The organism is Castellaniella sp., from assembly GCF_036379515.1.
Classification (GTDB): Bacteria; Pseudomonadota; Gammaproteobacteria; order Burkholderiales; family Burkholderiaceae_B; genus Castellaniella.
Window position 1 is genome coordinate 40,648 of record NZ_DASVGN010000033.1, and the last position, 13,163, is coordinate 53,810.

The 13,163-nt window shown below is 56.0% G+C and carries 10 protein-coding genes; 1 reads left to right on the forward strand and 9 read right to left on the reverse strand.

Annotation, left to right across the window (positions count from 1 at the left end):
• Window positions 1-61: 61 nt before the first annotated feature.
• From asnB to VF285_RS11975, 7 genes are all read right to left on the reverse strand, one after another.
• A complete protein-coding gene (gene asnB, locus VF285_RS11950; RefSeq protein ID WP_346952857.1) occupies window positions 62-1,999 on the reverse strand; it encodes an asparagine synthase (glutamine-hydrolyzing) in 1,938 nt (645 codons plus the stop codon).
• A 360-nt stretch (window positions 2,000-2,359) separates the two neighbouring features.
• Window positions 2,360-3,217, reverse strand: a complete 858-nt coding sequence (locus VF285_RS14485) for an alpha-1,2-fucosyltransferase (RefSeq protein WP_414648137.1) — start codon at window positions 3,215-3,217, stop codon at window positions 2,360-2,362.
• A gap of 96 nt (window positions 3,218-3,313) precedes the next feature.
• Window positions 3,314-3,943: an FkbM family methyltransferase gene (locus VF285_RS11955; RefSeq protein WP_346952858.1), complete on the reverse strand. Its 630-nt coding sequence runs from the start codon at window positions 3,941-3,943 to the stop codon at window positions 3,314-3,316.
• 222 nt (window positions 3,944-4,165) lie between these two features.
• Window positions 4,166-4,978 carry a DUF268 domain-containing protein gene (locus tag VF285_RS11960; RefSeq protein ID WP_346952859.1) on the reverse strand — a complete coding sequence of 271 codons (813 nt, stop codon included), beginning with the start codon at window positions 4,976-4,978 and terminating at the stop codon, window positions 4,166-4,168.
• 9 nt (window positions 4,979-4,987) lie between these two features.
• Window positions 4,988-6,841, reverse strand: a complete 1,854-nt coding sequence (locus VF285_RS11965) for an ABC transporter ATP-binding protein (protein ID WP_346952860.1) — start codon at window positions 6,839-6,841, stop codon at window positions 4,988-4,990.
• Window positions 6,838-7,179: a MarR family EPS-associated transcriptional regulator gene (locus tag VF285_RS11970; protein WP_346952861.1), complete on the reverse strand. Its 342-nt coding sequence runs from the start codon at window positions 7,177-7,179 to the stop codon at window positions 6,838-6,840. Before VF285_RS11970 ends, VF285_RS11965 begins: the two co-directional genes overlap by 4 nt.
• 157 nt (window positions 7,180-7,336) lie before the next feature.
• Window positions 7,337-9,610, reverse strand: a complete 2,274-nt coding sequence (locus VF285_RS11975) for a hypothetical protein (protein WP_346952862.1) — start codon at window positions 9,608-9,610, stop codon at window positions 7,337-7,339.
• A 567-nt stretch (window positions 9,611-10,177) separates the two neighbouring features.
• On the opposite strand from VF285_RS11975, the gene VF285_RS11980 reads away from it, so the two are divergent.
• Entirely contained in the window at window positions 10,178-10,636 is a 459-nt protein-coding gene (locus tag VF285_RS11980) for a type II toxin-antitoxin system HicB family antitoxin (protein ID WP_346952863.1), read from the forward strand.
• A 224-nt stretch (window positions 10,637-10,860) separates the two neighbouring features.
• Here the strand turns inward: VF285_RS11980 and nusG are convergent, their stop codons facing one another.
• Window positions 10,861-11,499: a transcription termination/antitermination protein NusG gene (gene nusG / locus VF285_RS11985; RefSeq protein WP_346952864.1), complete on the reverse strand. Its 639-nt coding sequence runs from the start codon at window positions 11,497-11,499 to the stop codon at window positions 10,861-10,863.
• Between the two features lie 152 nt (window positions 11,500-11,651).
• The gene (locus VF285_RS11990; RefSeq protein WP_346952865.1) at window positions 11,652-13,148 is read right to left on the reverse strand and encodes a nucleobase:cation symporter-2 family protein; all 1,497 of its coding nucleotides are present in this window, start codon (window positions 13,146-13,148) and stop codon (window positions 11,652-11,654) included.
• Window positions 13,149-13,163: the final 15 nt, after the last annotated feature.

Genomic DNA, 13,163 nt, shown 5'->3' on the forward strand with positions numbered 1-13,163 from the left:
ATCTTGAAACAACCACGAAGCCAAATATTAAGTTAATTTGAATTTTGATTGATGGACGACGTCAGCATGAAAGCACCACCTTCTGATACCAAAACTCCAGCAATACGAGTTTATATGCAAAAAACAATTGCTGCCAATTTCCACCCATTGCACCTGACAATAGTTTTTGAACACCGTTACGGTCAAAGAAACGCTGGCTCGTAAGTTCACCGTCAACCAGAGTCTGTCCATACTCTGACACAACCCCCAACAGCCACTCCTTTACTGGCGGCTGAAACCCTGCTTTTCGGCGTGCTAAAACATTATCTGGCAAGACACCTCGCAAGGAACGCCGCAATAAAGCCTTTTGTCCCAGCACATGGTCCGGCCGCGAATCCCGCAATGCCATCACTCGCTCTATCAATATTGAATCAAGAAACGGCAATCGTGCCTCGACACCTACTGACATTGAGACACGATCACCCAATGCAACGGCGTTTGAGACCATCCAAGTATCGAAGAGCAAACGGATGATAGCAGCCGGAACGGCATCAACAGCCCTCACACCAATGTCCGTCAACCGAAACGGGTTGGCAACGACATCAACCTGTCGCATCGCTGGACCATAGATCGCATCCTTGAGACTAAACGCAGCTGAAAACCCCCCTTCAGTTGAATAAAAACGCAATTGGCCGGCGGGGGCATTCGGATCGCCAATCGCGCGAAATACACCGGCCCAGCGGCGCACGGTGCTAGGAATACGGGGATGCTGGGAAATCTGAGCCAATCGGCGCTGAGCCACCGGATGACGAGCCCAAAAGATCAGTCTTGCCATGAACGGCCTGCTAATTAAAAATTGGTTTGCTGATACACAATTGGTAACCCAGTCGTAACCCCAAAAAACCTCGTCGCCACCGATGCCTGTTAAAAGCACCTTGATCCCTTGTTCCGCAACAGCCTTCGGTACCGCGTAGTGGCCAAACGCTGCAGGGTCTGCAATCGGCTCATCCATTAGCCGCACAAGATCTGGAAAAAAACTCACGAACTGATCTGTTGGTAGCTCCACCTCATGCATAATTAAACCCAGCGAAACTGCTAAAATGCGCGCCTTCTCGCGCTCATCAAAGGATGGCCTCCCTGGATATCCTATGCTAAAGGCGTGTACTGGCTCTCGGCTTCGCTTTTGTGCAAAGGCAGCGATTGCGCCAGAATCTATGCCACCAGATAGCGCTACCGCCACTGGGACATCAGCGCGAAGAGTCAATGCAACTGACTCCTCCAGAGTCTCCCGAATAATTGCAATAGGAGGCCTATCCCGTAGTAACGAAGCCTCGCGCGATACGTGTTCTACATCCCAATATCTTTTTGGCGTCGCTTCCCAATCTGCAACGGATATCTCTAATGTATGGGCCGCTGGCAGCTTTGTCACCCCAGAAAGAAGAGTAATTGGTTCCGGCACATACTGAAAGTGAAGATACATATCCACAGCGTCGGCGTTAAGGGCGGGGCGTCTGCTTAATAGAGGAACAAGGCCTTTAAGCTCGGAAGCAAATACTAGCTGCTCATCGTCTTGAAAAATAAATAATGGCTTCTCTCCACAACGATCACGAGCCAGAAAGAGGACTTGTTTTAATCGATCCCAGAGGGCAAATGCAAACATCCCACGAAACTTACTAACACAATTTCTGCCCCACACCCTATAGGCCGCGAGCAAGACCTCTGTGTCACTCCTCGTGTAGAATTTCTCCCCCGAACTCTCCAATTCTGCTCGTAGCTCTATGTAATTGTAGATTTCACCATTGTAGGTGACAACATACCGGCCTGTTGAATCGGCCATAGGCTGATGGCCCGACTCGGTGAGATCTATGATTGCAAGCCTAGTATGGCCAAGCTGTATATTAGCATCAACGAACAAGCCGTGGTCATCTGGCCCTCGATGGCCTAGCCTAAGCAGATCAGCGGTGGTAATACTCCGAACTGCTTCACCGTTTTTGGTAAAGATGCCGACGATACCACACATATTTAGGAACTCCTACATTCTACATAGAGGTGGCGTGCAACAATCAGCACGTATACCATAATGATATAAAGAGACCTGAAGACAGATGCCTAGCCTACCGGCGAATAACAAGCAAGTGGCGGATATGTGTAGTGTGCTAGTGAACAGCGCCCGTAGCACCACAACCCAACATCATCACACAGTGCTGCCGTAAGGAGACATATCGGTACAGCGTCGTCCAGGGCTCACAATAAAGGCTGACTCGCCTCCCACCATAACTGTCCTTAGGTTCTGCGTTGCGACACATGCCCTATCAAGCCCATCATCGAGGTCAGGACCTTCTAGACAAAGAGGAGTTGAAAAGCGGCAAGGCCCCGCGGCTTACATGTAAGTCAGCCATGAAGTATAGAAGTCGCCGGGGAACCAAGCTCCAGACCTATGTCCCGCCCAAAAGAGCGGTGCAATATATCGTTTTTCATGTGGTAATTTGTATCCCCCTGATTCGCGTGAAAGAAAGGCACCCCACCACGCGAAGGTGCTAGCCGAAAGAATCCCGTGAGAACACTTCGACATTATTGCCATATCTACTCCCTCATCAGCATCCGAAATAATCAGATCCTGTGACTCAGTAAAAAATTCAAAGATATATGGCAGATCATCACCAAGCACAACAAAAACCGGGTCCTTGACCTCAGTCCGTATCCAATCCATTGCTCGCCTATACCATTCTAGTGGCAGAACCGCTGGCGCCTCCCGTGATGGCCATCGCAAATAGTCTCCGCGCCGAACATGCACAAAGACGAATTCACGACCCCTCGCTATTCCTTGCTCTACGCGCTTTTCCGCCAACCACCGCTGGGCAGCCTCTAAGCACCGCATCGAAGGACTTACTGGTGCGGCCGATGGAAGAATGGATGCATGCTGGAAGTAGCTACCAGCAACGACCACTACCCAGGGCACTAGGCCCCACTGTAGATTGATCACATATCGTCCACACTCCTGGCCTGTTTCAGCCAGCAAGCGGATCACATGCAACCGAGCCAAACAGACTAGCGCCTTTGACAGCAATCGCCACCAACGTGCAGTTCTGGGAAAATACCTGACAGGCCCAGTTAACACATGCTGCTTGAGTCCTTCACAGCCCATACACCATATGATTTTTCCAGGATACCGATTGGCAAGATAGGCGTACTGAAATAGCTGATTCCCCAAGCGGCCTTCACCAACTAGAATGATCATAGGGCTACGCACTCCGCTACCAAACTTTACACGACACAAATACCACGCACTATAGGGCGCAGACTCAACACAATACCTGCCGCGAGAAACTGCCGACTACACAACTCTCCAAGACGGTGTTTGCCCCGGCGCACACGCCAATACCGTCTGCCAATTAAACTGTTCGAGTGTCTCACTATATTCTTTTAGCCTAAGTAAAAGGCGAGACGGCAATATTCGAAACATACTATACCCATGCTCTCGAACGAGCAGCTGCCAAAAATCCTTAAAATAAGTTCTTGAATCTATATTGCAACCACCAAATTCGAACGAGAGTGCGCGTATCCGGCAATCGGAAAGGGAATGCTGTGCACCCTTCAAAATTTCAAACTCATGACCCTCGGCATCCAATTTGAGAAATGACACAGATGCAAGTTCATATTTCTCTAATAGTAAATCTACAGTCGTTACCGAGACAGTTTGCTGCTGATCCATTGAAATATTGTAGTGTGAGATGTCTCGATGATACATCGATGCAAGAGGACTCCCCGCATGGTCTGCATACAGAACCATATCACCTGGTGACGCCCCCACGGCCACCTGTTCGATGAAGACATCGTGACTAGGGGCGAGAAGGTTCACCAAACTGGGCCTTAAAGAAGCCTGCGGTTCACAGACAAGGAGCTTCCCAAATTTCGGTTTAAGTTTGAGCAATGCCGCAGACCAGTCGCCTTTATTGGCACCCACATCTATTACCCCCCCCCCCGAGTATCTAATTGTAAAAACGATGCTGCCAAGGCGGCTTCGTCCGCGAGACTGTAGCTACCAAATACCAATCCATCAGCATATTGTGAGATATATCGTACAGCGCCAGCCAGACGGCGCGAGCCACCTAAGCGCCGCGCCACTGAGTCTACGAAGAGATGCATGTTCCACCCATAGTCTAAACACCCGCTTCAGCGGGCAAATTCATGAGTCTTCGGCAAGCACCAGATTATTTCCAGATTTTTGGAAAGAATAGATACCACACCCGAATTTCAGATCGTCTGTTATGCAGGTCGGATCAGCAATCTGATGCAAGATGCCAGAGTCGTCCACGTAGTCGAACCTAGTGAGGCTTAAACCATCCTGAGGGGACAACCATTCCAAGATCTGATGAGGCCTGAAAACTCGATGTGCGTTGAAATGCACCTGTTCGCTACTCGCGATGGGAAAACTGATATATAGCCGCCCCCCTTCAGAGACCATGCGTATCAGGTTCCGAAACCCTTTTCGATGGCCATCAGGGTCAACCCTGTCTCCATAGCGGCCAAGACCAAAGTGCTCCAACGCATGCAGACAGGACACGGAGTCTGCCATGCCAACAGAGACAGCAGCAGGGTCCATAAGATCTGACTTAAGGAACTTTATATTCTCGTGACCAGTGTTCTGCATTGCACGGACGTCCATGACCTCGATTTCGCGAAAAGTCGCAACATGGGCGACAAAGCCATCCACTCGAGATCCAACGTCGATGTGACGCTTTGGCTGCGCTTGGTAAATGAAGGAGGCCACGAGCAAGTCCTGATGAAAATAGTGCCCGCTTGCTGTACCAGCCTGTTCCGTGTAGTCGGTGAGGATCGGATAGCTATGAGTTATAGCCCCGCCTGCCGCAATGAACCTGTTGCGCTCGCGGCGATATCGTGGATAGTACTTCAGGGCACGGAATAGGGTGGGATTAAAGCCACCAAGTAATGCCGCTTTATAAGCTGGCTTCAGTATCTTTTTCAAGTATTTGTTCACAGCACACCATCAACCAGTAGATATTTGCATACGCGCAGCAAGCTCTTCGATGGTGAGTGCGGATACATCCCGCCCATTGACCACATCCCCATAACTCCCTGCCCTGACCACTCGCCCGTGCCGCAATTCCACCACAAGATCACACCCTCGCAGCGTCGTCAGTCGGTGGGCAATGATCAGCACCGTCAAATCGGGCCCCAGTCCTTCGATGCCGTCCATTACGGCCTGCTCAGTCTCGTTATCGAGTGCGCTGGTGGCTTCGTCAAAGATGATGACTTCCGCCTGCTTGTAGAGCGCGCGAGCGATGCCGATGCGCTGACGCTGGCCACCGGAGAGGCGTACCCCACGCTCACCCACGAAGGTGTCATATCCGTCCCGCAGGGACTCAATGTAGCCGGCGATCTGCGCTCGATCTGCAGCCAGTTTCACCCGGTAGTGATCGATCTGGCCTGGGGGCACCCCAAAGGCAATATTCTCTGCGACCGTAGTATCAGCCAGGTAGATAGTCTGCGGTACGTGTGCGATACGACGCTGCCAGGCGCGCTGCGTCGCCGGCTCCAGGTGACGGTCATCAATCCAGATGCCTCCTGTGGTAGGATGCAGCAGGCCCATGACGATATCCAGCAAAGTGCTTTTTCCGCTACCTGTGGCTCCCATGATGCCCACACGGCTACCGCGCGCAATGCGAAGATCGATGTCTCTCAGCACCTGTGGGCCGTCTACAACATACCGAAAGCCTAGGCCACGCAGCTCGATGGCACGTTCGAACGGAAGAGCCTCGGTAGATTCATATACGTCCGGATCAATCGGCTGGCCTATCAAGCCCAGCGCATCTTGCAATGAATGACGACCACTACGCAACTGCACGATAGCCTGATAACTTTGCTGCAGCACAGGCAGCAGGCGCTGGGCACCCAGTGCAAGAACCCCCAGCAAAGTAATGGTATTGCTGACTCCCCCTGGCTGCCGCGCCATGGCATAGGCCAGGATAGCAATGAAAACCATGCCCAGCGCTTCTGCCGCATAGCGGGGCGCCCCAGCGATGACCAGGCTACCGGCCTGGGCGTGACGCAGCGGGACGTCGGCCTGTCGGTATTGCTGGCAATAGGTCGCTTGCGTGCCGTCGATCAGCACGTCGCGGATACCGCCCAAGCCTTCCTGCAGGACCTTGATGACTTGATCGGATTCAGCCGCGATTTTTTGGCTGTAGAACAGCAGACGCCTGCGGCTGGCCAGAATGACCACCCCATAAATACCACCGAAGCCGAAAAATGCGATGATCGACATCATAGGGTCGACCGCCAGCAAGGCGGCAAGGATAGCCACCAGAATCACACTGCTGCTGGCGAGCGTCAGTACTGGGGTGAGGAAATAATAGATGACGGCGGCAACCTTGCTCGTCACCCCGCTGATCACCTCGCTGCTGTTGCGCGAAACATGCACAGCATAAGGTTGGTACAGGGTGCGGCGATAGATCTGGTAGCTGAAGTCCGCCCCAACTGCGAAAGACAGCTTGGTGCTGACGTAAAGCAGCAACAGACGCATGGCACCAGCCAGCAGCGCAGCAATGATGAAGGCAACGGTAACTGGCAATAGCAGCTGGGCGGGGGTAGCGATGTGCAGCCATGCCAGCACAGGCTGGATGGCGGGGTGTGCAAAGACCTTCTCTGGCTGGGTAAGCACGCCTAGAAAGGGCAGCACAGCGCCCAAGCTCAGGACTTCGGCAAAAGATGCCAGCACCATCAGGACCAACAATACGGCCAATTGGCGCTTGCGACGGGCGACCAGGTGCGACCAGAAACCACAGCCCAATTGCCAGAGCGTGGCGGGTGGTAGGGTGGTCTGTGTCGCCGTATTGCTCACGAGGCCTCTACTTCTGCTTTCAGCCGCTCGATCTCCACCTTCAGGTTCTCGTACTCCTGCATCTTGCGGCTCAGGAAATCGCGAGTCAGCTGGGCCTTGGCGGTAACGCCAGCAGGCGTCAACAGATAAGCGTATGACAGCTTGTTTTCGCTGTTTCTGAAGTTCTGCATCTTGAGCAGTCCTTTATCCAGCAAGGCCCGAACGCAGTAATTGGTCTTGCCCAGGCTCAAGCCCAAGGCGTGCGACAGCTCGCGCTGACTCAGGCTGGGGTCGGATTCCAGCAGGCGCAGCACCTTGAGGTGGCTTTCTTCGTGGGGAGTGAGCTGTAAATCTGTCATGTTTGACACGCTACCGCCGTGCTGTGACACGTTCAGCAAGCGCAAGACGCCTGTTCACGGCGTGAACGCGATCATAGCATGTGCCGACCGCAGTAACGGTAAAAACCTGCAGGGGGTGCGTCGTCGACGCCAGAAACGACAGCCCCACGGCGGGCACTCACGCGCCGCCGCGTTCAAAAAGCGCTGCGACGTAAGACCACTCAGCCTGATTCGCCACACGATGCTGACGAATGGATTCAAGGTCGGGCTCCTCGTCCTCTTCATATTCCCGTGATCGCTCGATGCCCTCCAGTTTCGACCACGCGCCATATTTGACGTCATCCATGTCCACCGAAACCAGTTCCTGGATTTCTTCGACGTCGATCAGGATTGCGTTCAGATGATCCTCATCGTCCGCGTGGTCGATCTCTTCAGCGCAGGCTGCGACGATATGGGTGAGCAGCACCCGAGCTTCGTGATCCGTCAAGGCGGGCACGCCATTGGCCGACTTGTAAAGTTGCGCCATGTACAGGGCATCTTGCGAGTTGCGGATGTTCTCTATCATGGCCAACACCGCGCGCTTCAGGGTCTCCCCTTCCAGCAAGGCCAGCGCCATGTCGGTCAAATCCCCATAGCTTTGTTGCTTGCACCAGGCGCCCCAATCTGCTCGCCGCGCACGCTCTGCCAGCTTTTCCGTCAAGAGCCGCAGGTCGGCCGGTGAAAGATCGTTCCGGCATTCATTCAGTGTTCTCCAGAGACTGGCAAGGTGATCGGCCTCGCCCAGAACCTGTACGTACCCCAGCCTGCCAAGCATCTCCTGCAAGCGCGGTGTCGCTACGTCCACACAGCGCTCCATGACGCGCAACAGCTCAGCCAATTGCGTCTTCGTCAGTGCAACGGCAGCCTGCTGCTTCAAGGTGAGCCGATGGAGCTGTTCTCCTTGCTCGTAGAACCGGACGCTGGAAATCAGGACGTCTTGCAAGCCGGGATGATGGGACATCAGCCCCTGCACCAGGTCGGCGACGCCTGGGTTGGCGAACTGCGACCAGATGGCTTGCCCATGCCTGAAGCTGGACACCAGGTTGGGCTCCAGTTCCGCCACCGCCGCCTGCAGGGCGTTAGGCTGTGGCAGGTGCCCGTGCATGTTCCGATAGAGCGTGCCAAACCCGTGCATCAAGGTGGGTTCGTCAATCGGCAAGGGGCCCAGCGCCAGGGTATACAGCAAGCATTGGGCTTCTTCGCTCAGGCGCAGGAACGTGCTCTCCCAATATCGGGTGGGGTCGTTCAGTTGCTGCAGCAGCCAGCCATGCACGTCGCTGGCGTCGTTGGCGCCAGGGTCGTTGAGGATGTTTTTCAACAACCTGGGGTTGAAGTGGCGATGCTCGATGATGCGCCGATACGACTTTCTCTGCACCAGAGCGCTTCGTTGACTGGGCGCTAGGCCGCTGTAGAACATCAGGTTGTACAGGATGTCGGCCTTGCTCCGTATGGGTGATTTCAGGTATTCGATGGTCACGCCAAATTTCTGCTTTTTGACATCCAACCATGCGTTGAGCTTGGGCAACCGTTCAGCCGCTTGGCTGAGCACGTAGTCACGGGTTGCCAGCAGCAGCTTCAGATTCCCATCTGAACGCAAAGCCTTATTGAGCAAGGTGACCAGTTCCTGCTCAAGGCCCAGTGCGTCTCGGGGATCCAGAAACGTGGCGCCAAGGAAATCATCCATGACGAAGCACTGCTTGCGCCCCGTCTGCAACAGGCTCCAGACGTCCTTGATGCTGGACATGTCGTGCAGGAAGTGAAACTCATAGCCATCCGCAGCCGCGAGCTGCAGCGACAGGTAGGTGCACGCGGTGGTCTTGCCCACTCCGGCGGCACCAGAGACCAGCAGCACGGCCTGCTGCTGCAGGTGCTGATACAGGCGATCGATCAGTGGGTGAACGACGAAATGCTCCATTTCCTGCTGCAACTCGGCCTGCCGGGCTGCACTCAGCTGCAACAGCCCGTTGTGCAGGACGGCCTGTAATTGCGCCTCGTCTTGCAGCCACAGCTTGACGTGCCGCCGCAAGACCTGCGGATACCGGCCGAGCGCTGCATCTATGTCTTCGTGTCCCCAGATATCCCCTGTGCCTTTGCAATAGGGGGCCAGCAGCTCCAGTAATTCGTCTTTGTTCCCTGGAGTCAGCGCGCAGCTGGTGCACAGGATGTACCGACCAGGATTCAGTGCCTCTACCTTGGCACGCTCTTGCGCCACCGCTCGCCTCAGGTCGCGCCACTGCGCGTAATGCTTTGCCTGCCCGATGATCCTGACGCCACCTTCCTGGCAGCGAAAATCGATGCCAGAATCCGGACCAGGGGCAAAAAGCTCGAAGCGCACCGATAGATCCGCCCCGAGAACGTCCGCACACAGATTTTCAAAATCCAGAGGACTCAGGGCGGCAAGATTGTGCGGCATGGGGTGGGGTCGAAGAGACGAAGTCGGTTTGGTCGGCGACGGTATCGCAGGCATCTGAAACCGCCACACGGGTCTCGAAGCCGTCAATCAGCAGGGACCATAGCACGCACCCATCCGGACATCAACGGGGATTGATGCACGTGACCCCCAAGTGGCAACTTCGCCCATCAACGCAAAACCGGATGCAACGCCGGCTGAGACTGTGCGAAAGTCAGCGAGAGGTGGTGTATCGCCTCATCTAGGACAAGAAATAGCAACTAAAATTTAGTTGCATTCAAAAAGAAACCTGGCTATTATTCATATGACGAGACAGCAAAAATTGCTCCAGCGCTTCCTCAAATCACCTCCTCCGGCTGACTTCCGCTTTGACGAGCTGGAAACGCTCCTGAGCAGCCTAGGGTTCAGATCGTATGAAAATGCGCGGAGCTCTTCGCATAAGCTCTTTATTCGTATCATGACAGCGGGCCGTGAATACAGAATTGTCTGCAGCCGGCCGCATCCTGGTGGGATATTGAAGGCTTATCAGATCAGGGCCATTCGGAGCCAGCTGCGCATATGGGAAATTCTATGAGCAATACACTGGAATACCGTGGTTACCTGGGGTCAGTCGAGTTCAGCGCTGATGATCGATGCCTGTGTGGCAAGGTGGAATTTATCGATGCCCTGATCCTGTTCGACGGCACGTCGGTCGCGGAGCTAGAGCAGGCGTTCCATAGCGCGGTGGACGCCTACCTCCAGAGCTGTGTTGGTCGCCAAGTGGAGCCTGACCAGCCGTTCAAAGGAAGCTTCAATGTCCGTATCGGCGCCGGGCTACACAAACAGGCGGCTTACGAAGCCAAGCGGCAGGGGATTACCCTCAATGAGTTCGTGGCCCGATCAATCCAGGGTGCGCTGCCCAGCGAACCGCATGTGGCAACCACCCGCACACAGCAAGCGGCAGCGCGCCGGTTGGCAAAGCTCGGCGGTAGTTCACCCAATGCTGAACCAATACGCCGTCGTCGTTCCATTACTACAGCGCGAGCCTGAAGGGAGCATCCCCTGGCGCCTACGCACAGCCCGAATCAAGGGGCCCAAGTCAGAGGCATGTTTGATGCGAATCACCATGAAAAATCCTCATCATCGAAAGGAAAAAGATAAGGCCTTCAGCTAAAGGCACAAAATCCTTACGATCGAAAGGAAAATAACCGCTGGGCCGAACAATATCGGCCGCAAGGAGAGCCACTGCACACGCTAGAACAGTATGGCTTGAGCTACACCGGTGCTACCCGCGCAAACTCTACTTGCACGGACTGCGGTTTCCCCAGGATCTCCAGCAGCAGTGTCACGCGGTCTTTAGATACGGCCTGCACCAAGGCTTGCACGCCCGAAAAAGCGGGGTCCAGCAACTGCACGGCCATGCCCGGGGCATAGGGGCTGATTTTGTCCAGCGGTGCGGCTTCGCGCAGGCCTTCGGCCTGGCGGATGCCTTGCACGGCAGCGTTGGCCAAGGTGGCGGGCTGTTGACCGAACATGACGAGACGGCTGACACCCAGGGTGGAGCGCACCACGGAAAGCGACTGCGTGGCCCGCGTGGGGCGCAGGAACAGGTAGCGCGGGAACATGGGTTCATGGATGACGTCAACGACGCCAGACTCAACAGGTGGGGTCGCGCGAGCCGAGGCACGTGCCAAGTCTTGCTGCACAGCGGGTGACGAGACGGGTTGGCGTGCCGCACCCCGGCGCGTGGGCTTCTTGAAGACCCGGAACAGCGGCAGGTAGACCTCGAAATCCTGGCGCTGCAGCTGTTCCTGGGCGATATGCTCGGCACGCGGCTTGGTGTGGGCCACGTACCAGAGGGTCGTGACCGCCTGGGTGGAGGCCGTGGGGGTTGCAGGACCTGCAGAAGTCATGGTGCGCGATGAGGGACGTCAGAGCCCTATTGTAGAAAAAAGCAGCCGCATACAGCGGCTGGATCTCGCCAAAGAGGTGAGACTTCAGTCGGGCGAAGGGCCTCACCCGCAGACGAAGCCCCCCCTACAAACCAACCAGGTCGCACAGAAAGTCAGTGTGCAGCCTGCTTGGCCGCCTCCACTGCGGCGCTGGTGTGCGCCGGTTCACCCTTGGGCGCCCCATTGAAGAACAGGTTGAGCGCGACGGCGGAGATCGAGGTGAGCAGGATGCCCGACTCGATCAGGGGGTGGATGGCCACCGGCATCCACTGGCGGAAGCTCGGGGCCACGACGGGGATCATGCCCACGCCGATGGAGATGGCGACGATCATCGCATTGTGGGCGTTGTTGCGGAAATCCACGCCGCCCAGGATGCGGATGCCGGTGGCGGTGACCATGCCAAACATGACGAGGCCCGCGCCGCCCAGTACGACGGTGGGCAGGGATTCGACCAGGGCAGCCAGTTTGGGCAGCATGCCCAGGATGAGCATGATGACGCCGCCCACGACGCAGACGTAGCGGCTGCGCACGCCGGTGACGGCGACCAGCCCGACGTTCTGCGAGAAGCTGGAATACGGGAAGGTATTGAAGATGCCACCGATCAACGTGCCCAGGCCGTCGGTGCGCAGGCCGCGTGCCAGGTCCTTCTGGTGGATTTCTTTGCCGGTCATGTCGGACAACGCCAGGAACATGCCGGTGGATTCGATGAGGATCACGATCATGACCAAGACCATGGTCACGATCATCCAGAAGTCGAATCGGGGCATGCCGAAGTGGAACGGCAGCACGATGTCGAACCAGTCGGCGCGGGCAACTTTGTCGTAGGTCATCATGCCCAGGGCACTGGTGATGACGGCACCCACGACAATGCCCAGCAGCACGGCGATATTGGCGATGAAGCCTTTGCAGAATCTGGCGATGAGCAGGATGGACACCAGCACGGCACTGGCGATGCCCAGGCCGGTCAGGTCGGCGTAGCGCGGGTTGGGCACGGTGGGCAGCAGCGCCAGGCCCTGAGGCACGGCCGGCAAGGCCGAACCGGGAGCTGCAGCCAGAGACCGGGCGCTGTTGAGCCAGCTGGCGTAATCCGGGTTGACGACGTTGGGCGCGGTGGGGCCAAAAGGGTTGCCAAAGATCCAGTTGATACCGACTTTCATCAGCGTGATGCCGATGATGGCGATGATGGTGCCGGTGACGACGGGCGGGAAGAAGCGCAGCAGTTTGCTCACCCACGGCGCAATGATCATGGTGATGATCCCGGCCGCGATGATGGTGCCAAAGAGCAGTTGTGCGCCTTCGTGGCCTTGCGCGGTGCCGGCGATGTGGATCATGGGGCCCACGGGGGCAAAGCTCACGCCCATCATGACGGGCAGTTTGATGCCGAACCACTGGGTGGCGCCCCAGGACTGGATGATAGTGGCAATGCCGCAGGCAAAGAGGTCGGCGGCGATCAGCATGGATACTTCGGCGTCCGTCAGGTGCAGGGCGCGGCCAATGATGAGCGGCACGGCAACGGCACCCGCATACATGACCAGCACGTGCTGGATGCCCAATGCGGCCAAGCGCCCAAAGGGCAGAATTTCGTCGACCGGAGCAACGGTTTTGCTCATGGTTTTGTCTCCAAA